Annotated in this window: 19 protein-coding genes; 14 read left to right on the top strand and 5 right to left on the bottom strand. The window is 71.2% G+C overall.

The window, feature by feature from the left end; all coding sequences use genetic code 11:
* Positions 1–27: 27 nt before the first annotated feature.
* Positions 28–2817: a preprotein translocase subunit SecA gene (secA, locus tag ACIBQ8_RS19770; protein ID WP_397170217.1), complete on the top strand. Its 2790-nt coding sequence runs from the start codon at positions 28–30 to the stop codon at positions 2815–2817.
* Positions 2818–2920: 103 nt separating this feature from the next.
* Here the strand turns inward: secA and ACIBQ8_RS19765 are convergent, their stop codons facing one another.
* The 3 genes from ACIBQ8_RS19765 to ACIBQ8_RS19755 form a co-directional block, all read right to left on the bottom strand.
* Positions 2921–4195 carry a PTS transporter subunit EIIC gene (locus ACIBQ8_RS19765; RefSeq protein ID WP_397192642.1) on the bottom strand — a complete coding sequence of 425 codons (1275 nt, stop codon included), beginning with the start codon at positions 4193–4195 and terminating at the stop codon, positions 2921–2923.
* A gap of 79 nt (positions 4196–4274) precedes the next feature.
* Positions 4275–5591 carry a PTS transporter subunit EIIC gene (locus ACIBQ8_RS19760; RefSeq protein WP_358282778.1) on the bottom strand — a complete coding sequence of 439 codons (1317 nt, stop codon included), beginning with the start codon at positions 5589–5591 and terminating at the stop codon, positions 4275–4277.
* Between the two features lie 69 nt (positions 5592–5660).
* On the bottom strand, positions 5661–6401 hold the full coding sequence (locus ACIBQ8_RS19755; protein ID WP_357703032.1) for a GntR family transcriptional regulator: 741 nt from the start codon (positions 6399–6401) through the stop codon (positions 5661–5663).
* A gap of 177 nt (positions 6402–6578) precedes the next feature.
* Here ACIBQ8_RS19755 and ACIBQ8_RS19750 point away from each other — a divergent pair, with 177 nt between their 5' ends.
* The 10 genes from ACIBQ8_RS19750 (at position 6579) to ACIBQ8_RS19705 (ending at position 14545) form a co-directional block, all read left to right on the top strand.
* Positions 6579–7613 (top strand): SIS domain-containing protein, encoded by a 1035-nt coding sequence (locus ACIBQ8_RS19750; protein ID WP_352321673.1) that lies wholly within the window; start codon positions 6579–6581, stop codon positions 7611–7613.
* Between the two features lie 51 nt (positions 7614–7664).
* On the top strand, positions 7665–7901 hold the full coding sequence (locus tag ACIBQ8_RS19745; RefSeq protein ID WP_352349299.1) for a PTS glucose/sucrose transporter subunit IIB: 237 nt from the start codon (positions 7665–7667) through the stop codon (positions 7899–7901).
* Positions 7902–7911: 10 nt separating this feature from the next.
* Positions 7912–8358, top strand: coding sequence for a PTS glucose transporter subunit IIA (locus ACIBQ8_RS19740; protein ID WP_397170214.1), 447 nt, complete (start codon positions 7912–7914; stop codon positions 8356–8358).
* A 180-nt stretch (positions 8359–8538) separates the two neighbouring features.
* Positions 8539–8802: an HPr family phosphocarrier protein gene (locus ACIBQ8_RS19735; RefSeq protein WP_352321677.1), complete on the top strand. Its 264-nt coding sequence runs from the start codon at positions 8539–8541 to the stop codon at positions 8800–8802.
* Positions 8799–10463, top strand: a complete 1665-nt coding sequence (gene ptsP / locus ACIBQ8_RS19730; RefSeq protein ID WP_397170212.1) for a phosphoenolpyruvate--protein phosphotransferase — start codon at positions 8799–8801, stop codon at positions 10461–10463. Before ACIBQ8_RS19735 ends, ptsP begins: the two co-directional genes overlap by 4 nt.
* Before the next feature lie 59 nt (positions 10464–10522).
* Positions 10523–11833, top strand: a complete 1311-nt coding sequence (locus ACIBQ8_RS19725; protein WP_397170210.1) for a glycoside hydrolase family 3 protein — start codon at positions 10523–10525, stop codon at positions 11831–11833.
* A 59-nt stretch (positions 11834–11892) separates the two neighbouring features.
* Positions 11893–12540, top strand: a complete 648-nt coding sequence (locus ACIBQ8_RS19720; RefSeq protein WP_397170209.1) for an HAD family hydrolase — start codon at positions 11893–11895, stop codon at positions 12538–12540.
* Positions 12541–12571: 31 nt separating this feature from the next.
* Complete coding sequence (locus tag ACIBQ8_RS19715) at positions 12572–13081, top strand: DUF6912 family protein (protein WP_357990569.1); 510 nt, start codon at positions 12572–12574, stop codon at positions 13079–13081.
* 34 nt (positions 13082–13115) lie between these two features.
* Positions 13116–13742 carry an HAD family hydrolase gene (locus tag ACIBQ8_RS19710; protein ID WP_397192641.1) on the top strand — a complete coding sequence of 209 codons (627 nt, stop codon included), beginning with the start codon at positions 13116–13118 and terminating at the stop codon, positions 13740–13742.
* Positions 13743–13837: 95 nt separating this feature from the next.
* Complete coding sequence (locus ACIBQ8_RS19705; protein WP_397192640.1) at positions 13838–14545, top strand: HAD family hydrolase; 708 nt, start codon at positions 13838–13840, stop codon at positions 14543–14545.
* Between the two features lie 28 nt (positions 14546–14573).
* Here ACIBQ8_RS19705 and ACIBQ8_RS19700 read toward each other — a convergent pair whose 3' ends face one another.
* Positions 14574–16181: a penicillin-binding transpeptidase domain-containing protein gene (locus ACIBQ8_RS19700; RefSeq protein ID WP_397192639.1), complete on the bottom strand. Its 1608-nt coding sequence runs from the start codon at positions 16179–16181 to the stop codon at positions 14574–14576.
* 86 nt (positions 16182–16267) lie between these two features.
* Between ACIBQ8_RS19700 and ACIBQ8_RS19695 the strand changes: the two genes are divergently transcribed.
* From ACIBQ8_RS19695 to ACIBQ8_RS19685, 3 genes are read left to right on the top strand one after another with little or no spacing between them, the layout of a single operon-like run.
* Positions 16268–17197, top strand: coding sequence for a LysR family transcriptional regulator (locus ACIBQ8_RS19695; protein ID WP_397192638.1), 930 nt, complete (start codon positions 16268–16270; stop codon positions 17195–17197).
* Positions 17194–18051, top strand: a complete 858-nt coding sequence (locus ACIBQ8_RS19690; RefSeq protein WP_397170201.1) for a serine hydrolase — start codon at positions 17194–17196, stop codon at positions 18049–18051. Before ACIBQ8_RS19695 ends, ACIBQ8_RS19690 begins: the two co-directional genes overlap by 4 nt.
* Positions 18052–18109: 58 nt before the next feature.
* On the top strand, positions 18110–20074 hold the full coding sequence (locus ACIBQ8_RS19685) for an acetoacetate--CoA ligase (RefSeq protein ID WP_397170199.1): 1965 nt from the start codon (positions 18110–18112) through the stop codon (positions 20072–20074).
* A gap of 10 nt (positions 20075–20084) precedes the next feature.
* Here ACIBQ8_RS19685 and ACIBQ8_RS19680 read toward each other — a convergent pair whose 3' ends face one another.
* Complete coding sequence (locus ACIBQ8_RS19680; RefSeq protein ID WP_397192637.1) at positions 20085–20720, bottom strand: GNAT family N-acetyltransferase; 636 nt, start codon at positions 20718–20720, stop codon at positions 20085–20087.
* Positions 20721–21239: the final 519 nt, after the last annotated feature.

The following is a 21239-nucleotide window of genomic DNA, read 5'->3' as shown; positions in this document are numbered from 1 at the left end:
GTAGACCTGCGAGGAGCTTTACATAAAGTGGCAGCCATTCTCGACAAGATCCTACGTGCCGGCGAAGGCAAGACTCTGCGCAAGCTCAAGCGGATCGCCGATCAGGTCAACTCCATCGAGGACGACTTCACGAGCCTGTCCGACGCGGAGTTGCGCGCGCTGACCGACGAGTTCAAGCAGCGTTACGCCGACGGCGAGAGCCTCGACGACCTGCTTCCCGAGGCGTTCGCGACCGTCCGCGAGGCGGCCCGCCGCGTGCTCGGCCAGCGGCACTTCGACGTGCAGATCATGGGCGGCGCCAACCTCCACCTCGGCAACATCTCCGAGATGCGCACCGGTGAGGGCAAGACCCTGACCTGTACGTTGCCCGCCTATCTCAACGCCCTGTCCGGCAAGGGCGTCCACGTGGTCACGGTCAACGACTACCTGGCCAAGCGCGACGCCGAGACCATGGGCCGCGTGCACCGCTTCCTCGGGCTGGAGGTCGGCTGCATCGTCTCCGGGCAGGCGCCCGACGAGCGTCGCAAGCAGTACGAGGCCGACATCACATACGGCACCAACAACGAGTTCGGCTTCGACTACCTCCGCGACAACATGGCGTGGTCGCTGGAGGAGTGCGTCCAGCGCGGCCACAACTTCGCCGTCGTCGACGAGGTCGACTCGATCCTCATCGACGAGGCCCGCACCCCGCTGATCATCTCCGGCCCCGGCGAGCAGTCGGGCAAGTGGTACAGCGAGTTCGCCAAGATCGTTCCGCGGCTGCGCAAGGGCGTCGAGGCGAAGAACCCGGGCGAGGAGAGCACCGGCGACTACATCGTCGACGAGAAGAAGCGCACGGTCGGCATCCTGGAGGCCGGCGTCGAGAAGGTCGAGGACTGGCTCGGCATCGACAACCTCTACAAGCCCGAGCACACCCACCTGGTCGGCTTCCTGAACAACGCGCTCAAGGCGAAAGAGCTGTTCAAGAAGGACAAGGACTACATCGTCGCCGACGGCGAGGTGCTCATCGTCGACGAGTTCACCGGCCGCGTGCTGCACGGCCGGCGCTACAACGAGGGCATGCACCAGGCCATCGAGGCCAAGGAAGGCGTGAAGATCAAGGACGAGAACCAGACTCTCGCCACGGTCACCCTCCAGAACTACTTCCGCCTCTACGCCAAGCTGTCCGGCATGACCGGCACGGCCGCCACCGAGGCCAACGAGTTCCACCAGACGTACAAGCTGGGCGTCGTCCCGATCCCGACCAACCGGCCGATGGTCCGCAAGGACCAGCCGGACGTCGTCTACAAGACCGAGGACGCCAAGTTCAACGCGGTCGTCGAGGACATCAAGGAGCGCTACGAGGCCGGCCAGCCGGTCCTCGTGGGCACCACGTCGGTGGAGAAGTCCGAGCGGCTGTCCAAGGCGCTCAAGCGGCGCGGCGTGCCGCACGAGGTGCTCAACGCGAAGAACCACGCGCGTGAGGCGTCGATCATCGCCGAGGCGGGCCGCAAGGGCGCCGTCACCGTCGCCACGAACATGGCCGGTCGAGGCACCGACATCATGCTCGGCGGCAACTCCGAGTTCCGCGCCGACCTGGAGCTGCGCCAGCGCGGCCTCGACCCGGTCGAGACGCCGGAGGAGTACGAGAAGGCCTACCCCGAGGCGCTGGAGAAGGCCAGGGCGGCCGTCAAGGCCGAGCACGACGAGGTCACCCAGCTCGGCGGCCTCTACGTGCTGGGCACCGAGCGGCACGAGTCGCGCCGCATCGACAACCAGCTCCGCGGCCGTTCCGGCCGTCAGGGCGACCCCGGCGAGTCGCGCTTCTACCTCTCGCTCGGCGACGACCTCATGCGCCTGTTCAACGCGGCCAGGGTCGAGCTGATCATGAACAGGCTGAGCATCCCCGACGACCAGCCGATCGAGTCGGGCATCGTCTCCAAGGCCATCGCCTCCGCCCAGCACCAGGTCGAGCAGCAGAACTTCGAGATCCGCAAGGAAGTTCTGAAGTACGACGAGGTCATGAACCGGCAGCGCAAGGTGATCTACTCCGAGCGCCGCCGCGTGCTGGAGGGCGCCGACCTGCACGAGCAGGTGCGCGGCTTCATCGGCGACGTGATCAACGGCTACGTCGCGGGCGCCACCTCCGAGGGCTTCGCCGAGGAGTGGGACCTCGACCGGCTGTGGAAGGCGTTCGGCGAGCTCTACCCGGTCACGGTCACCATCGACAACCTCGTCGAGGAGGCCGGCAGCCGCGAGGAGCTGACCGCCGAGTTCATCTCCGAGAAGATCAAGGCCGACGCCCTGGAGGCGTACGCCAGGCGCGAGGAGCAGCTCGGGGCCGAGGCCACGCGCAACTTCGAGCGTCAGGTCATCCTGTCGGTGCTCGACCGCAAGTGGCGCGAGCACCTCTACGAGATGGACTACCTGCGCGAGGGCATCGGCATGCGGGCCTACGCGCAGAAGGACCCGCAGATCGAGTACCAGCGCGAGGGCTTCGAGATGTTCTCCGCGATGCTGGAGGGCATCAAGGAGGACTCCGTCGGCTTCCTGTTCAACCTCGAGGTCGAGGTGCAGGAGAACCCGATCGTCGAGGAGGAGGACGCCGCGGTCACCGAGACGCGGTCGATCATCTCCACCGCCCTGCGCGCGCCGCAGCGCCCGGCCGAGCTCGAATACTCCGCCCCCGGCGAGCAGGGCGACGTCGAGCACACGCGGGTGCGCACCACGTCGGCCGAGCGGGCCGCGTACGGGAACGTCGAGCGCAACGCGCCCTGCCCCTGCGGGTCGGGCAAGAAGTACAAGCGCTGCCACGGCGACCCGAAGAACGCCGTCTGACCCGCTGAGGCGGGTCTGAGCGGGCCCCCGTCCCCCCTGCGCGAGCAGGGAGGACGGGGGCTTCGTCGTTCACGCGGGGGTTTCGTCGTGCGCGTGGGGGCGGCTAGGGCGGCGGCGGGGCGGGGGGTTCGTGGCCGGGAGTGGGGATGTTAAGGCGGCGGATCAGGAACGCGAAGATCAGATAATAGAGAACGAAATACAGCAGCCCGAAGCCGATGATCAGCCCGAGCCGGTGGGTGTTCGATTTGCTGGCGTTCAGCAGCATGTCTATGGCCCCGCCGGAGAAGGTGAAGCCGAGCCGCGCGCCCGATTCCGCCATGAGGGCCATCGACAGCCCGGTCAGCAGGGCGTGCACCACGAAAAGCACCGGCGCGACGAAAATGAAGGCGAATTCCAGCGGCTCGGTTATGCCGGTGATGAATGCCGTCAGCCCGGCCGACAGCATGATGCCGCCCACGGACCTGCGGCGTTCCGGCGGAGCCGCCCGCCACATGGCGATGGCGGCCCCGAGCAGCCCGAACATCATGACGGGGAAGAAGCCGGTCATGAAGATGCCGGCGCCCTGCTCGCCGGCGAAGTAGCAGTTCAGGTCGCCGGCGGCGTTCCGGGTGGCGCCGTTCACGCCGGCGTGGCATTCGGGCAGGGTGAACCAGACGATGGTGTTGAGGAAGTGGTGCAGGCCGACGGGGATCAGCAGCCGGTTGGCCACGCCGTAGATGCCGGTGCCCGCGGTGCCGTGGGCCGAGAGCCAGTCGCCGACGCCGGACAGCCAGTCGCCCACCGGCCGCCAGGCCAGCCCGAACACGACGCCGAGCAGCAGGGCGGCGACGGCGGTGATGATCGGGACCGAGCGGCGCCCGCCGAAGAAGGCCAGCCACGGCGGCGGCTTCAGCCGGTAGAAACGCTGCCAGAGCAGGGCCGCGGTGATGCCGATGACGATGCCGCCGAGCACGCCGGTGGGGTTCTGGGCCCCCAGGTTGAGCATCGGCCCCTGTGGCGTGGTGACGACGACCTTGTCGTAGACCGCGCCGTGGCCCGCGTCGTAGAAGAGCGTGCGGCTGACGCGGTCGAACACCAGGTAGCCGACCAGGGCGGCGAGGGCGGTGGAGCCGTCGGACTTGCGCGCGAACCCGATCGCGACGCCGATCGCGAACAGGACGGGCAGGTTGTCGAACAGGGCGCCGCCGGCCGCCGCCAGGACGTTGGCGACGGGCAGCATCCAGGGCAGGAGGCCGCCGAGGCCGTCCTTGCCGAGCAGGTCGTCCTGGCCGAAGCGGAAGAGCAGGCCGGCGGCGGGCAGCACGGCGATGGGCATCATGAGCGAGCGGCCGATACGCTGCAGCACCGCGAACGTCGCCGACCAGGGCGACGCGCCCATGGTCCTCACCCCCGCTCGGTGGTCCGTCAGCGGGGGAATGCCAGGTTCCTACCACGGCGGGCGTGGCGGAAAACGGCCGCTAGGTCTCGCCGGAGTCGAGGTCGGGCTCGGGTTCCCGGCCCGGCGTCATGATGTCGAACCTGCGGATGAGGAAGGTGAAGACGACGTAGTACACCACGCCGTAGATCAGGCCGAGCAGCAGGATGCCGGGCAGGTTCTGGGTGTTGGACTTGCTGGCGTTCAGCAGCATGTCGAGCAGGCCCGCGGAGAAGCCGAAGCCGAGCTGCCCGCCGATGAGCGTGGTGAGCGCCATCGCCAGGCCGGTCAGGACGGCGTGCGCGACCAGCAGCGCGGGCGCGACGAAGATGAACGCGAACTCGATCGGCTCGGTGATGCCGGTGACGAACGAGGCCAGCCCGGCCGAGAGCATGATGCCGCCCACCGTGGCCCGGCGGTGCGGCGGCGCGGCCCGCCACATGGCCAGGGCGGCGGCGGGCAGGGCGAACATCATGACGGGGAAGAAGCCGGCCATGAACTGGCCGGAGTGCGGGGCGCCGCCGAAGTAGCAGTTCCAGTCGCCGCCCAGCACGTGACCGCCCACCTCGCACTGCGGCACGACGTACCAGACGACCGAGTTCACGAAGTGGTGCAGGCCGAGCGGGATGAGCAGGCGGTTGATCAAGCCGTAGATGCCGGTGCCGATCGGGCCGATGGCGGCCAGGGCCTCGCCGGCGTGCCGGATCCACTCGCCGAGCACCGGCCAGAGCCAGCCGAACAGCACGCCGAGGAGCAGCGCGACGATGGAGGTGATGATCGGGACGAACCGGCGTCCGCCGAAGAAGGCCAGCCACGGCGGCAGCTTGATGCGGTGGAAGCGCTGCCACAGCAGGGCGGTGACCAGGCCCATCACGATGCCGCCGAGCACCTTGGTGGGGTTCTGCATGCCGTAGTTGATGACCTCTTTGATGCCCTGGTCCTGGACCTGGCGGATGGCCACGGTGTCGCGGATGTCGGAGCCGAAGAACATCACCTTGGTCACCCGGTCGAACACCAGGTAGCCGACGACGGCCGCCAGCGCCGTGGTGCCGTCGGCCTTGCGGGCGAAGCCGATGGCCACGCCCACCGCGAACAGCAGCGGCAGGTTCTGGAACAGCGCGTCCCCGGCGGCGGCCAGCACCTCGGCGACCTGGCTCATCCACGCGAACCCGGGCACGTCGGCCAGGCCGCCGGGGGCCGGGCCGTTGGAGCCCAGCATGTCGGGCTGCCCGAACCGGAAGAGCAGCGCGGCCGCGGGCAGGGCCGCGATGGGCAGCATCAGCGAGCGGCCCAGCCGCTGGAGCACGTTCATCACGCGTGCGAACGGCGAAGGCCGGGCGGCGGCGGTGGTCTCGTTCACCGGGCGTTCCTCCGGGGGGTGGGAGTCAGGCGTCCGCCGGGCAGGCCGTCCGGGCCCGGCGGAGTGGCCCTAGCCCCGTCTAACGGGCATTTCGAGGATGGTCCGCAGCTGATAGCGGTCAGCGCGGTAGGTGGACACGCCGAGCTCCGCGCAGACGCCGCCGGAGAAGGACCTGCGCTGGAGCAGCAGCACGGCGCCGCCGCGCGGCAGCTTCAGCAGGTCGGCGTCGCTCGGGTCGGCGATGCCGCCGTCGATGGTGAGCTCGCCGGCGTCCATGACCAGCCCGTAGCGGCTCTCCAGCAGCTCGTACAGCGACTTGTCCGACAGGTCGTAATCGGCCAGGTCGGGGGCGAGCTTGACCGGGATGTGTGCCCGTTCGATGGACAGCGGCTCGCCGTCGGCCGTGCGCAGGCGTTCGATGAAGTGCACTTCCTCACCCGGCTGGATCCCCAGCTCCTTGGCCAGGTGAGCGCTGGCCCGCACGATGCGGCGGTCGAGGTCGCGCGAGCCCGGGATCATCCCGCGCGCCCTCATGTCGTCGGTGAACGACGTGAGCTGCAACGCCAGCTCGATCTTGGGCCTGGCCACGAACGTGCCCTTGCCCGGCACGCGGTGCAGGCGGCCCTCGGAGACCAGGTGGTCGACGGCCTGCCGTACGGTCATCCTGGACAGGCCGAAGCGCTGGCAGAGCTCGCGCTCGGACGGGATGGCCGCGCCGATGCTGAGCTCGTTGCTGTCAATGAGGTCCAGCAGGATCTCGCGAAGCTGGAAGTACTTGGGCACCGGGCTATCCGGATCGATGTGCGCCACGGATCCTCCCCTCGATCGGCAAAGAAGAAATCTGGATCTGGTGGTGCGGCAGTCTATGGGCAGATTTCTTGTTTGGTGGCCATGGGCTATGGTTCGTACTGGTCTAGTCCGGACTAGACCACATGTCGCGAAAGACGGTCAAGTCCGACACCGTATGAATCGAGGGATGAGCTCAGGATGACCACCAAGATGCGCAGTGAGATCGCCGAGCAGCCGGAAGCGCTGCGGGCCACGCTCGACGCCCTGCTCCCCAGGGTGGGCGAGGTGAAGGCGGTGGGCGAGCAGACTCGCCAGCTGCTGTTCATCGCGCGTGGAACCTCCGACAACGCCGCAGTCTACGGCCGCTACCTGGTCGAGTCCCACGCGGGCCGGATGGGCGCGCTGGCGGCGCCGTCCATCGCGACGACCTACCGGCGCAAGCTCGACCTCGACGGCGTGCTGGCCGTCGCGATCTCCCAGTCGGGCCGTACGGAGGAGATCGTCGAGACCCTGGCCTGGGCCAAGGACTGCGGCGCGAAGACGGTCGGCATCACCAACGGCGGCGAGGACAGCCCGCTCGCCCAGGCGGCCGACGTCGCGCTGTGCACGCTGGCCGGCGAGGAGAAGGCCGTCCCGGCGACCAAGACCTACACCACGCAGCTCGCCGCGCTGGCCGTGCTCGCGCTGGGCCTGGGCGCCGACGTGGACGCCGAGGACCTGCGCCGGGTGCCCGACGCGGTCGAGAAGCTGATCGCCGAGCCGGGCGACCTGGACGCGGTCGTCGAGGGGCTGCTGGACAAGCCGGGCGTGGTCGTGTCCGGACGCGGGCTCGCCTTCTCCACGGCCCTGGAGACCGCGCTCAAGCTCAAGGAGGCCTGCTACCTGCACGCCATGGGCCTGTCCTACGCCGACCTGCTGCACGGCCCGATCGCCGTGGTCGACGCCGACACCCCGGCGCTGCTGGTGGCCGCCGAGAACAGCCCCACGCTGTCCGGCACGGTGGCCCTGGCCGAGCGGGTCGTGGCGGCGGGCGCGGCGGCGTACACGATCGGCGGCGGCGACGCGCTCGCGCAGGCCGGCACGGCCGCGCTGAACGGCCCCGACCTGCCCGAATGGGTGGCGCCGATGGGCCTGATCATCCCCGGCCAGCTTCTCACCGAGGCGCTGGCCCGGCGCCTCGGCATCGACCCCGACTCGCCGCGCGGCCTCAACAAGGTCACGCAGACGGACTGAGCGAGGAGCCTCGTTTAGCCTGGTCACGGAGTTGGAACGAGGGAGGACCGGATGGCGGCGGATGTGAATGCGATCATCGCCGGTCTCGGCGGTGCCGACAACATCATCGAGATCGAGCCCTGCATCACCCGGTTGCGCACCGAAGTGCACGACGCGTCCAAGGTCGACCAGGCCGCGCTCAAGGCGGCGGGGGCGCACGGCGTGATGGCCGCGGGGAACGTGGTCCAGGTCGTCGTGGGGCCCGAGGCGGACACGATCGCCAGCGACATCGAGGACATCATCGGCTAAGGGCGAGACCATGACGACTGTTCTCGCCCCGGTCGAGGGGGCGGCTGTGGGGTTGGCCGCCGTGCCCGATCCGGTTTTCTCCGCGGGCATGGTGGGACCGGGAACGGCGATCGACCCGCTGCGGGGGCCCGGCAAGGCCGTAGCCCCCATAGCGGGAAAAATTATGAAACTGCATCCGCATGCCTACGTCATCGTGGGGGACGACGGCAGGGGCGTGCTGGTGCACCTGGGCATCGACACGGTCCAGCTCAAGGGGAAGGGGTTCCAGCTGCTGGCGGCCGAGGGCGACAGGGTCAGCGCGGGGCAGCCCGTGGTGGCGTGGGACCCGTCCGTCGTCGAGGCCGGCGGACGGTCCCCGGTCTGCCCCGTCGTGGCCCTGGACGCCCTCTCGGAGTCGGTGACCGGCATCGTCCAGGGGGCGGTGCGCGTGGGGGACGAGCTGTTCACATGGAGGTAGACAGCGTCGGCGCGGTCCCCGAGACCGGCGTGCGACGCCTCAGCGGCACGGTCGTACCGGCAGAAGACGTCACAATAGGCATGCCCCCAGCCATGCCGGCGCCCGGCCCGACCGCGAGCGGCCGGCCGCCGTTCACGCAAGGGTCCAGCTGGTCTGGACCGGGTACAGAAGGAGAGGCTCATGGGTGAGCGCAAGGTCACGGTCGCGGCGGAGGTGGGTCTGCACGCCCGTCCCGCGGCGACGTTCGTGAAACGGGCCCAGCTGGCCCCGATGGACATCAGCGTCGCCAAGGCCAGCGGCGGCGGGGCCCCGGTCAACGGCAAGAGCATCCTCGCCATCATGGCGCTCGACGTCCGGCAGGGCGAGACCGTCGTGATCACGGCGGAGGGCGACGGCTCCGAGGAGATCCTGGACGAACTGGCCACGATCGCCGGAGCGCCATGAACCTGCGGGGGGTTGGGGTCAGCCCGGGAATCGGGCACGGCCCCGCGTACGTTCTGACCGCCTCTGTGCCCGAACCCCCCGAGGGCAGCACCTACACCGGTGAGGCGGAGCAGGAGAAGGAGCGGGCCTCGGCCGCGCTCTCACAGGTCGCGGGCGAGCTCGAGTCCCGCGGCAACCAGGCGGGCGGCGAGGCCGGCGAGATCCTCAAGGCCCAGGCGCTGATGGCCGAGGACCCCGGTCTGGTGGTGAAGGTCAGGACCCTCATCGACCGGGGCCTCGCCGCTCCCCGTGCGGTCTTCGAGGCGTTCACGAAGTACCGGGACGTGCTCAGCGGGGCCGGCGGCTACCTGGGCGAGCGGGCCGCCGACCTCGACGACATCAGGGACCGGGTGATCGCCCTGCTGACCGGGCACTCCCTGCCGGGCCTGCCGGCCGCGCCGGAGGTGCCGTACGTGCTGGTCGCGACCGACCTGGCGCCCGCCGACACGGCTCTGCTGTCCAAGCGGGACGTGGCCGGGTTCGTCACCGAGCAGGGCGGGCCCACGAGCCACACCGCGATCATGGCGCGGGCGATGGGCGTGCCCGCCGTGGTCGCCTGCCCGGGGGCGACCGGCATCCCCGCCGGCGTCCCCGTCCTGGTGGACGGCACGACGGGCGAGGTGAGCGTGGAGCCGTCCGACGACCACGTGGCCGGGGCGCGGGACGCGGCGGCGGCGAAGCAGGCGGCGATCGGCGCGGCCAAGGGGCCGGGCCGGACCGCCGACGGCCACGCGGTGCCGCTGCTGGCCAACGTCGCCGGGCCCGCCGAGCTGGAGGAGGCGCTGGCCGCCGGGGCGGAGGGCGTCGGGCTCTACCGGACCGAGTTCCTCTTCCTCGACCGGGCCGAGGCCCCCGCCGTCGAGGAGCAGCAGCGCGCCTACCGGGCGGCGCTGGAGGCCGTGCCCGGCGCCACCGTGGTCGTGCGCACGCTCGACGCGGGCGCCGACAAGCCGCTGCGGTTCCTGCCCGCACCCGCCGAGCCGAACCCGGCGCTGGGGGAGCGCGGGCTGCGCCTGTTCAGGCGCTTCCCCGAGGTGATGGACGCGCAGTTGCGCGCGCTGGCGGCGGCGGCCGAGGGCGCGCCGGCCGAGCTGCTGGTGATGGCGCCCATGGTGGCCACGGCCGAGGAGGCCAGGTGGTTCGCCGACGCCTGCCGGGCGCGCGGGCTGTCCAAGGTGGGCGTCATGATCGAGATCCCGTCGGCGGCGCTGCGGGCCGGGCAGCTCGCCGGGGTGGTGGACTTCGTCTCGCTCGGCACGAACGACCTGGCCCAGTACGCCTTCGCCGCCGACCGCCAGCTCGGCACGGTGAGCGGGCTCCAGGACCCGTGGCAGCCGGCGCTGCTCGACCTGATCGCCATGTCCTGCGGACACGGCAAGCCGGTGGGCATCTGCGGTGAGGCCGCCGCCGACCCGGCTCTGGCGTGCGTGCTGGTCGGGCTGGGGGCGACCACGCTGTCGATGGGGGCGGGGGCGCTGGCGGCCGTACGGGCGGCGCTGGCCGCGCACACGCTGGAGCAGTGCACCCTGGCGGCGCGCAACGCGCGGGCCCAGGTCACGGCGGCGAACGCGCGCGCGGTCGCGCGCACCCACCTGCCGGGGCTCGCGGCGCTGGGGGTGTGAACGGGCCTTTTCCGGGTCGCGGGACTCGTCCGGGCCGCGGCATGGATACCTTGGAAGGCATGTTCAGACGGATCGGCCCGGCAGGGCTCCTGGTGTTGGCGCTGACCGCGTGCGGCGGCGGCGCCGGCGCCCCGGCGAGCGCGGCCCCGGCGGGCGACGGGGCCACCCCCGCCACCCCCGCCACCGCCACGGCCGGCACGACGCCCCAGAGCCCGCCCCAGGCCGAGTCCGACCCGGTGCTGCGGGCCCTGCGGCGGCTGACGGTGGAGGAGAAGGTCGGCCAGCTCTTCATGCCCGTCTTGTACGGCACCGCGGCCGACACCGTCTCCGGCGAGAACCAGGCCCGCTACGGCGCCCAGACCCCGGCCAAGGTGATCGCCCGCTACCACCTGGGCGGCGTGATCCTCTTCCCGGCGAACGTCAAGTCGACGGCCCAGGTGGTCCGGCTCACCAACGGCCTGCAGGAGGCGTCGAAGAAGGTCCCGCTGCTGGTCGGCACCGACCAGGAGAACGGCCTGGTCTCCCGCATGTCCGCGCTGATGACCGACTTCCCCGGCGCGGCCGAGATCGGCGCCACGAAGGACCCGGCGAACTCCAGGGCCGTGGCCAGGGCGACCGGCGAGGAGCTGCGGGCGCTCGGGGTCAACCTTGACTTCGCGCCCGTCGCCGATGTCAACGTCAACCCGCGGAACCCGGTCATCGGCAGGCGGGCCTACGGCGACGACCCGTCCGCGGTGGCGAAGATGGTCGCGGCGGCGGTCAAGGGCTTCGGCGACGCCAAGGTGGCGGCCACGGCCAAACACTTCCCGGGCCACGGCGACACCTCCGTCGACAGCCACACCGGCCTGCCGGTGATCAAGCACACCATGGCCCAGTGGGAGAGGATCGACGCGCCGCCGTTCAGGGCCGCCGTCGGCGCCGGGGTCGATGCCGTGATGAGCGCCCACATCGTCTTCCCCAAGCTCGACCCGTCGGGCGACCCGGCGACGCTGTCCAAGCCCATCCTGACCGGCCTGCTGCGGCAGAAGCTCGGCTTCAAGGGCGTGATCTCCACCGACGCGCTCAACATGGAGGGCGTGCGCAAGAAGTACGGCGACGGCGAGGTGGCGGTGCGCGCCGTGCTGGCCGGGGCCGACCTGCTGCTCATGCCGTACGACCTGGGCAAGGCGTACCAGGCGGTGCTGGCGGCGGTGAAGTCGGGACGCATCTCCGAGGACCGCCTCGACCAGTCGGTCGTCCGGCTGCTCAGGCTCAAGCAGAAGAGGGGCCTGCTGCCGGCGGCGCCCGTCGCGTCCGCGCAGCAGGCGGCCGGCGTGCTGCGCTCGCCCGAGCACCGCAGGCTGGCCGCCAAGGTGCGGGCCGCGGGGTAGGCGCGAAAGCCGATTCGCGGGGTTCTATCCTAGAACCGGATTCGAGCGAGGAGGCGGTCGTGGTCGCAGGGGTGCTCATCGACTGGGGTGGCGTGCTCACGACCAGCCTGACCGACTCCATCGCCCGGTGGCTCGCGGCCGACCGGATCGACGCCGAGCACTACCGTTCGGTGATGCGCGAGCTGGTCGACCACGCCTACCGGGGCGGCGAGGGACAGAACGTCGTGCACGCGCTCGAACGCGGCGAGCTCGACGGCCCGGCCTTCGAGCGCGACCTGGCCGCGCGGCTGCTCACCCTGGACGGCGTGCCGCCGGTGGCCGAGGGGCTGCTGGAGCGCATGTTCGCGGGCTTCGAACGGGTTGACGCCATGTACGACATGCTCCGCGACGTACGGAAAAATGGTGTTAAGACGTGTTTGTTGTCTAACTCCTGGTCTAACACCTACCCCCGCCACGAATGGGACGGCCTCTTCGACGCGGTCGTGATCTCCGGCGAGGTAGGCATGCGCAAGCCCGAGGAGCGCATCTTCCGCCACGCCCTCGACCAGGTCGGGCTGCCCGGCGAGCAGTGCGTCTTCATCGACGACATCGAGGCCAACATCGTGGCCGCCCGCGCGCTCGGCATCACCGGCATCCACCACCGCGACGCCGACACGACCCTCACAGAGCTGGAGACCGTACTCCGGCTCACGCTGCGACGGGCATGATGGTGCCCTTGCGATTTCGGAAAGGTTCGTGATGCGCGTCTATCTGCCGTGCACCCTCCCCGCCCTCGCCCGCGCGGTCGAGGCGGGGGAGCTGGGTCCGGCCCCCCTGACCGGTTACGCGGTGACCCCCGCGCTGACCGAGTGGTACGCCTCGGGCGACACCGAGGAACTGGAGTACGTCGCGCTGACCGAGGCGGCCCGCGCCTCGCTGCGCATGCTGGCCGCCGACCGCGCCGACGGCGTGGCCGCCGCGCACCGGCGGGTGGTGGTGGCCGCCGAGGTGCCCGACGGGTCGGTCTCGGCCGGCGTCGACCTGGAGGAGCGGGCCCGCGTGCGCCTGGCCGCGGCCGTCCCGATGGCGAAGGTGGCCGCGGTGCACGTCGACGACCACGACGCCGTCGGCGACATCGAGGCCGCCGTCGAGGCGCTGCCCGCCGCCGACGACGGCGACGACGACGCCCGCTTCACGGTCGACGGCGCCGAGGCCCACGAGCTCATGTGGTACGCCACCCAGGAGATCCCGGACCTGCTCGGGTCATAGGATCGTCACACCTGTCGAATAAGCTTGATGGGACATGACAAAACACATCATCTGGGATTGGAACGGGACGCTCTTCCACGACGTCGAGGCCGTCGTCGGCGCCACCAACGCCCTGTTCAAGCCGTACGCGCTGCCTGAGCTGACCGCCGACGGGTTCCGCGCGGTCTACACCCGCCCCATCTGGGTCGCCTACGAGCGGCTGCTCGGCAGGCCGCTGGCCGAGGGGGAGTGGGAGCTGCTGGACGACGGGTTCCACGAGCACTACTTCAGGCTCAGCGCCGCCTGCGGGCTGGCCCCCGACGCCGAGGTGGTGCTCGGTGGCTGGGGCGGCACCCAGTCGCTGTGCTCGATGGCCCCCCACGCCCATCTCGTGCCGATCGTCGAGTCCTTCGGCATCACCCGGCACTTCACCCGGATCGACGGGCTGGTCGGCGTCACGGGCGGCGAGAAGGCCGTGCACATGACCGCCCACATCCAGGCCCTCGACCTCGACCCCGGCGAGGTCCTGGTGATCGGCGACAGCGTCGACGACGGGCTCGCCGCGCGGCACGTGGGGGCGCGGGCGGTGCTCTACACCGGCGGCATGACCACGCGGGCCGAGCTGGAGGGCACCGGCCTGCCCGTGGTGGACACGCTCGCCCAGGCGCTTCAGTACGCCTGAGGGGGATATGCCGGATCCGCCGGGGGGCAGCCCCCGGCCGGGCCGGGGCCGTACCCTTGCCGGGAACCCCTCAGGAGGTCGCCATCAACCGCCTTGTGCTCTGGAACGTCGATCTCACCCTGGTCGACGTCGCCATCGTGACCCGGGACGCCTACGCCGAGGCGTTCCGCGCCGTGACCGGCCGGCCGCTGGTCAAGCTCGTGCCGCCCCTCGGCCGTCCCGACTCCGAGATCGTCTTCGAGACGCTGGCCGTCAACGGCATCCCGGCGCAGGACGACCACCTGCCCAGGTTCCTGGCCGCCCTGGCCCTCGCCTTCGCCGACCGGCGCGGCCGGCTGGCCAAGGAGGGCCGGATGATGCCGGGGGCCAAGGACGCGCTGAAGTCGGTGGCCCGGCTCGACGGCGTCGTGCAGTCGGTGCTGACCGGCACGATCAAGGGCAACGCCGTGCACAAGCTCAAGGCGTTCGGGCTGGACAGGTACGTCGACTTCGAGCTCGGCGGCTACGGCGAGGAGGTCTACCCCAAGGCGACGCTGCTGCAGGTCGCGCAGGGCAGGGCCAAGCAGCGGCTGGGCACGCCGTTCACGGCGGCCAACACGGTGGTGATCGGCGACTCCACGCGCGACGTGCAGGCCGCCAGGATCGGCGGGGCCGCCGTGATCGGGGTCGCGTCGGGGCGGTCGACGGCCGCCGAACTGCGCGAGGCGGGCGCCGACCTGGTGCTGCCCGACCTGTCGGACGCCTTGGAGGTGGTGGCCGCGGTGGCCGGCCTGACCTCCCCGCTGGACCGCAAGGCCGGCTGACCTCGCCCGGCGCCGCCCCCTCCCTGCGTCAGGGCAGGGCGTTGAGGAAGCGGGCCGCGACGGGGGCCGCCACGGCAGAGCCGGCGCCGCCGCCCTCCACGATCACCGCGAACGCCACGTCACCCTTGTAGCCGATGAACCACGAGTGCGCGGGCGGCTCCTCGCCCGAGCCGTACTCGGCCGTCCCGGTCTTGCCCGCGGTGCCCGCCGGGAAGTGCGCGCCCTTGGCGGTGCCGTCCGTGACGACGGCGGGCATGAGCTTGCGCAGGGCCGACACCACGCCCCGCTCCAGCGGGCGCGGACGGTCGTCGGCGGCCACCTCCTTGGACACGATCCGCGGCGGGATCCAGGCGCCCGAGGCGATGGCGGCGGCGACCGAGGCCATGTTGAGCGGGCTGGCCAGCACCCGGCCCTGGCCGATGGAGGCCGAGGCGAGGTCGGTGTCGTCCTTGGGGTCGGGGAACTCGGCCCGCACGGCGGGCACGCCCGGCTTGATCGGGACGCCGAAGCCGAAGCTCCTGGCCACCTCGGCCAGCCTGCCGCCGTTCAGCTCGGCCACGCTCATCTCGCCGAACGTCGTGTTGCACGAGTGCGCGAAGGCGTCCTGGAAGGAGAGCGTGCCGTAGTCCTTGAAGCCGGCGTTGTGGAAGGGGAAGCCGCCGATGTTCTTCTCGGCCGGGCAGGTGACCGTCCTGCCGGGCTCGACCCCGTCCGCGACCAGCGCCGAGGCCGTCACGACCTTGAACGTCGAGCCGGGCGGGTACTTGCCGAGCAGCGCCCGGTTGAAGCCGCCGGGCTTGTTGACCACGGCCAGGATCTCGGCGGTCGAGGCGCGCAGCGCCACCAGCGAGGCCGGCTTGGTGACGCCGTCCAGCGCCGCGGCCCCCGCCGCGTGCACCTTCAGGTCGATCGTGGTGCTGACCGGCTCGGTGCCGCCCGGCTCGGCCAGCGTCTCGACCAGCTCGTCGCCCTTGTAGAGGCCGATGATCGAGTCGCCCCCCAGATTGAACCAGTCAGGGTAGGTCTGCTTGATGCCCTCGACGAGCTGCTGCACCGAGCCGGGGGCGTCCGCGCCGCCGATCTCGGTGCCGTCGGCGGCCAGGACGCGGGTGGAGTCGCGCTTCTGGGCGACCAGGCGCAGCGAGAGGCCCTTCCTGAGCTTGGGGTGGATGGCCGCGGGGGTCCAGGCGACCTTCCAGGCGCCGTCCCGCTCGACCAGCTTGAGCCGGCCGCTGTACGTCCAGTCCCGCCGGCCTTGCAGGCTGGCGGAGAAGCCCAGGTAGCCGTCGTCGTCCGGGCCGTCGTCGGCGAAGGGGCCGGTCGAGCGGGAGCGGGCGAAGGTGGCCTGGTCGACCTTGAGGTCGGTGCGGAAACGCCGGTGCCAGGCCTCGAAGTCGGTGGGCGGGTCGGCGACGAGCCCGCGCATCTTCGCATAATCCTGGACGGACCAGGCCGAGAGGTATTCGTCGGTCGTCTGCTCGGGTGAGCCCTTCGTGCGCAACAGCCACACCGCTGCCCCCGCCGCCACGACCAGCACGACCAGGACGGTCAGGACCAGCGGCCACCTGCGCCGCCGTCCGCGACGCGGTCCCCCCGGCCGAGCGCGCCCGTACAGTGTCCCCGTTTGTGATGCCATGGCCCGAGGACACCAGAGACGGAGGAGTCCCGTCCAATATTGATATGACGGCAATATGGATATAAATCTGGATATAGTGGCTGGTCATGGACTTGGTCCGGCATCTCCGCTACTTCGTCGTCGTGGCGGAGGAACTGCACTTCGGGAACGCCGCGATCCGCCTCGGCATGGCGCAGCCGCCGCTCAGCCAGCGCATCAAACGTCTGGAGGAGGAGCTCGGCGTGCAGCTCTTCGACCGCTCCGCCCGGCAGGTACGCCTGACCGAGGCCGGACGGCTGCTGCTCGCCGAGTCCCGCGAGATCGTCTCCCGGGTCGAGCGGCTGCGCGAGCTGGCCCGCCGCGGCGACGGCGGCGTGCTCAAGATCGGGGTGCCGCCCGACCTGGCCGCCTCGGTGATCGCCGCCCTGGTCGCGGGCTTCCGGGCGGTCAATCCGGACGTACGGCTCGTCCCGGTCGAGACCTGGACGTCCGACCAGGTGTCCGCCCTGGCCGGGGGCGCGATCGACGTCGGGCTCGTCCGCCATCCGGTCGCCGCCCCCGGCCTGGACTTCGGCCAGGTGCTCGTGCAGCCCCTCGGCGTGCTGCTGGCCGTGGACGACCCGCTGGCCGGGACCGGCGAGGTGCACCTGACCGACCTGGCCGGGCGCGAGCTGCTGATGCCGCCCAAGGAGGGCGAGCCGGGCTGGCACGCCGAGACGCTGGCCGAGTGCCGCCGGCACGGGTACGTGCCCGGCCAGGTGCACCAGGGCGCCGGGCTCGGCCTGGTGCTGGCCGGTCAGGCGGTGGCGTTCGGGCCCAGGGCGGACGTCCCTGGGCTGGCCTGGCGGCCGCTGCTAGGCTCGCCGATCGCGTGCCGGGTCTCCACGGCCTGGCGCGCGGCGACGGGCCCGAAGCAGCACTGGGTCGCCGAGTTCTCGGACGTCGCCGTACGCACGTTGAAGGAGAGCGCCGGGATGACCGACGAGGGCGCCGCGCCCGCGCGGCGGATCAGCCGGAGGCCGGGGATGCTGGCATGAGCGGTCCCGACTACGCGGCGCTGTTCCGGATGGCCGGGGTGACGGGCTGGCTGCACGCCTGCGACATCGACTCCGGACGGGAGTCCGGCCACGGCGCCGACGAGCCGATGCCCCTGGCGTCGGTGTACAAGCTGCCGCTGCTGGTCGAGTTCTGCCGGCAGGCCGACGCCGGTCGGCTGGACGCGACCGCTCCGACGACCGTGACGTCCGGCCAGCGGGTCTCCGGGCCCACGGGGCTGTCGGCCATGCTCGACGACGTGACGATGTCGCTGCGCGACCTGGCGTACCTGATGATGGCGGTGAGCGACAACACCTCCGCCGACGTGCTGCTCGACCGGGTGGGCATGGACAACGTCAACGCCATGCTGGACGCCTTCGGCCTCGACGGCACCCGGCTGCGGCAGAGCGGCCGCGACCTGTACGAGACCATGGAGCTGGACACCGGCCACGGGTGGCCGTACCTGGATCCCGACGACATCTCCCGCATGCGGGCCCTCGACCCCGCGCACACCAACCGCAGCACCCCGCGCGAGCTGACCCGCCTGCTGTCCATGATCTGGCGGGACGAGGCCGCCTCGCCGCAGTCGTGCTCCTGGATGCGCGGCGTGCTCAACATGCAGGTGTGGCCGCACCGGCTGGCCTCGGGCTTCCCGTACGACGACGTCGAGGTCGGCGGCAAGACCGGGTCGCTGCCGACGCTGCGCACCGAGGTCGGCGTGGTCGAGTACCCCGACGGCGGCCGGTACGCGGTGGCGGTGTTCACCCGCTCGTTCAGCACGGCGGTCATCCAGCCGCGCGCGGACGCGGTGATCGGCACCGCCGCCCGTATGGCGGTGGACCACCTACGGAGGTAGCAAGTTATGGGGGAGGTCAGGTATGACTTTCCACCTGACGGGCGACAGGATGGGGCACATGGTTGCTGAAGGTGCGCTTCTCTGGGAACCGACCGGCGAGGTCGTGTCCGCCGCCAAGCTGACCCGCTACCTGGAGTGGCTGGGACGGTCCGGCGCGAGCTACGAGGAGGTGTGGCAGTGGTCCGTCGACCGTCCTGAGGAGTTCTGGACGTCGGTCTGGGACTACTTCGACGTCATCGGGGAGCGCGGCGACGGGCCGGTGTTGTCGGGGGAGATGCCGGGCGCGACCTGGTTCGCGGGCGCCGAGGTCAACTACGCCGAGAACGCGTTGCGGCGCACCGAGGGCACCGCCCTGGTCTTCGTCTCCGAGGACGGCGCCCGCCAGGAGCTGACCCACGCCGAGCTGCGCGACGAGGTGGCCCGCGTCCGCGCCGGCCTGGCCAGGCTCGGCGTCACCAGGGGCGACCGCGTGGCCGGCTACCTGCCGAACATCCCGCAGGCCCTGATCGCCTTCCTCGCCACGGCCTCGCTCGGGGCCGTCTGGTCGGCCGGGTCGCCGGACTTCGGGGTGCCGAGCATCGTCGACCGGTTCCGGCAGATCGAGCCCAAGGTGCTCATCGCGGTCGACGGCTACCACTACAACGGCAAGACCTACGACCGTTCCGAGGCCGTGAACGAGATCGCCGCCGAGCTGCCCACGCTGCGCGCCACGGTCTGGATCCCCTACCTGTCGGCGGCCGGCGAGGGCCGCGCCCCCCAGGAGGCCGAGCCGGCCGCCGCGCACGCCCGTTCGGCGCCGCACGGCGAGGTCATCGGCTGGGAGGGGCTGCGGGCCGAGGCGGGGCCGCTGGAGTTCGAGCGGGTGCCGTTCGGCCATCCGCTGTGGATCCTCTACTCCAGCGGCACGACCGGGCTGCCCAAGCCGATCGTCCACGGGCACGGCGGCGTGCTGCTGGAACACCTCAAGTCGCTCGCCTTCCACCAGGACCTGGGCGAGGGCGATGTGTTCTTCTGGTACACCACCACGGGCTGGATGATGTGGAACTACCTCGTCGGCGCCCTGCTGGTGGGGGCCACGCCGGTGCTCTACGACGGCTCGGCCACGCATCCCTCGCCCGCCGCGCTGTGGCGCATCGCCGCCTCGGAGAAGGTGACGTACTTCGGGGTGGGGGCGCCGTACATCATGGCCTCGCTGAAGGCCGGGCTGCGTCCGGACGGGCTGGAGCGGCTGCGCGGCATCGGCTCGACCGGCTCGCCGCTGCCGCCCGAGGGCTTCGCCTGGGTCGCCGCCGAGCTGCCCGGCACGCCGATCGGGTCGTTCTCCGGCGGCACCGACGTGTGCACGGGGTTCGTCGGGGCCACGATGCTCCACCCGATCAGGGCGGGCATCATCCCGTGCCGGTCGCTGGGGGCCAAGGTGGAGTCGTACGACCCCAAGGGCGAGCCGGTGATCGGCGAGGTGGGCGAGCTGGTGCTGACCCGGCCGATGCCCTCGATGCCGGTGATGTTCTGGAACGACCCCGACGGGCGGCGCTACTTCGACAGCTACTTCGACGTCTATCCGGGCGTGTGGCGGCACGGCGACTGGATCAAGATCAACGAGGACGGCAGCTGCGTCATCTACGGCCGCTCCGACTCGACGCTCAACCGCGGCGGCGTGCGCATGGGCACCAGCGAGTTCTACCGGGTCGTGGAGCGGTTCGACGAGATCGCCGACAGCCTCGTGATCGACACCGGGCAGCTCGGCCAGGAGGGCAGCCTGCTGCTCTACGTCACCCTCGCCGAGGGCGCCGAGTTCGGCGAGCGGCTCGAACGCGCCCTGTGCGCGGCCCTGCGCCAGGAGCTGTCGCCCCGGCACGTGCCGAACGAGATCCGCGTCGTGCCCGGCATCCCCCGGACGCTGTCCGGCAAGAAGCTGGAGGTGCCGGTGCGCAAGATCCTGCTCGGCACGCCCGTCGAGGAGGCGGCCAACCCCGACGCCATGGCCAACCCGGAGGTGCTGCGGCACTTCAGGCCGTCGTGACGGCCGCGCTTCAGGACTCCAGGCCGAACAGCGGCAGGCAGGCGTCGAGGTTGCGGATCTCGACGTCGGGGGACGGCGACCAGTCCTCGCGGGCCATGCGGAAGCGCCGGGTGACGACCGGCTCGCCCTGGCGCGCGTGGACGGTGACGCCGTCCTCGCGGTAGCCGAGCTTCCTGGTCACCGCCAGCGAGGCGTGGTTGTCCTCGAACGCCTCCGTCACGGCGTGCCGCGCGCCGAGGCCGGCGAAGGCGAGGTGCAGGACGGCCCCGCGCATCTCCGTGCCGATGCCGCGGCCCTGGAACCGCCGGGCCAGCCAGGAGCCCGTCCTGACCTCGCGGGCGACGGGGAAGCTGGTCGCGGCGAGGCCCTGGGTGCCGACGACCTGGCCCTCGTGCACCACGACCAGCTCCAGCGACCAGTCGTCGGCGGTGAACCCGGCCCAGCTGCGGAAGTGGTACTGGACCGTACGGCGGGCCCGCTCGGCCGGGGGCGCCTCGGTCCACGGGACGAAGAACGGCATGAAATCGGCCTCGTGGACGCCCTCGGCCGCCCGGTCGGCCAGTTCGTCGAGGTCGTCGAGGGTGGGGTGCCGTAGTTCCAGCCGTGGCGTGGTGATGGAGAGCTCAAAGAGCGGCCAGTTACGCATATTCCGGCATACTTCCAGGCGTACCCGCGCGGGTGCGACTCGTTTTTTGCCCGCGCCCGAGGATTCCTGGAAAGGTTTTGCGGAACGGTGTGCGTTGCGGGTCGTGCCTTGGTTAAGGTTGGGGCTGTTCGGAGGGGTGGACAGAGGCCGGGCGGGTGAACGCGCAGCTCGCTCCCCGGCCTCTGGAGAAAAGGCGGATGCGTCCATGGCGCATCCGCCTTTTCTTCGTTCCGCCCAGTTCGCGCGTGTCTCGCCTGGGTCCACACTTGCTAAAGCTTTGACTGTGCCGTCGCATAAAAGCGATATGCCTGCTTTTAGCGGTATTTGCCAGTGTCGTGAATTGTCGGCGATCTGGGTAGGCGTTGACCTATGATCACAAAGGTTCGGAGAGCGGTTGTTTTCGCCGCTCTAGGGTGTGGCGGGCTTCCCTTCCTGGCCGGTACGCCCGCCGTGGCGGACACGCCGGACAAGGCGGACAGGGCGCACACGGCGGACGCGGCGGACGCGGTCGACGTAGAA

It is taken from the genome of Nonomuraea sp. NPDC049646 (assembly GCF_044465525.1).
GTDB lineage: Bacteria > Actinomycetota > Actinomycetes > Streptosporangiales > Streptosporangiaceae > Nonomuraea.
The sequence above is the reverse complement of the archived record's forward strand: the minus strand, read 5'-3'. Positions and strand labels throughout refer to the sequence as shown.

What these genes read in the sequence shown, in the direction of transcription:
- ACIBQ8_RS19740 (WP_397170214.1), top strand. Translation starts at nt 7,912, where the DNA reads ATGACGACTGTTCTCGCCCCGGTCGAGGGGGCGGCTGTGGGGTTGGCC.
- ACIBQ8_RS19685 (WP_397170199.1), top strand. Translation starts at nt 18,110, where the DNA reads ATGGTTGCTGAAGGTGCGCTTCTCTGGGAACCGACCGGCGAGGTCGTG.
- ptsP (WP_397170212.1), top strand. Translation starts at nt 8,799, where the DNA reads ATGAACCTGCGGGGGGTTGGGGTCAGCCCGGGAATCGGGCACGGCCCC.
- ACIBQ8_RS19735 (WP_352321677.1), top strand. Translation starts at nt 8,539, where the DNA reads ATGGGTGAGCGCAAGGTCACGGTCGCGGCGGAGGTGGGTCTGCACGCC.
- ACIBQ8_RS19745 (WP_352349299.1), top strand. Translation starts at nt 7,665, where the DNA reads ATGGCGGCGGATGTGAATGCGATCATCGCCGGTCTCGGCGGTGCCGAC.
- ACIBQ8_RS19750 (WP_352321673.1), top strand. Translation starts at nt 6,579, where the DNA reads ATGACCACCAAGATGCGCAGTGAGATCGCCGAGCAGCCGGAAGCGCTG.
- ACIBQ8_RS19690 (WP_397170201.1), top strand. Translation starts at nt 17,194, where the DNA reads ATGAGCGGTCCCGACTACGCGGCGCTGTTCCGGATGGCCGGGGTGACG.
- ACIBQ8_RS19695 (WP_397192638.1), top strand. Translation starts at nt 16,268, where the DNA reads ATGGACTTGGTCCGGCATCTCCGCTACTTCGTCGTCGTGGCGGAGGAA.
- ACIBQ8_RS19765 (WP_397192642.1), bottom strand. Translation starts at nt 4,195, where the DNA reads ATGGGCGCGTCGCCCTGGTCGGCGACGTTCGCGGTGCTGCAGCGTATC.
- ACIBQ8_RS19710 (WP_397192641.1), top strand. Translation starts at nt 13,116, where the DNA reads ATGACAAAACACATCATCTGGGATTGGAACGGGACGCTCTTCCACGAC.
- ACIBQ8_RS19715 (WP_357990569.1), top strand. Translation starts at nt 12,572, where the DNA reads ATGCGCGTCTATCTGCCGTGCACCCTCCCCGCCCTCGCCCGCGCGGTC.
- ACIBQ8_RS19725 (WP_397170210.1), top strand. Translation starts at nt 10,523, where the DNA reads ATGTTCAGACGGATCGGCCCGGCAGGGCTCCTGGTGTTGGCGCTGACC.
- ACIBQ8_RS19680 (WP_397192637.1), bottom strand. Translation starts at nt 20,720, where the DNA reads ATGCGTAACTGGCCGCTCTTTGAGCTCTCCATCACCACGCCACGGCTG.
- ACIBQ8_RS19700 (WP_397192639.1), bottom strand. Translation starts at nt 16,181, where the DNA reads ATGGCATCACAAACGGGGACACTGTACGGGCGCGCTCGGCCGGGGGGA.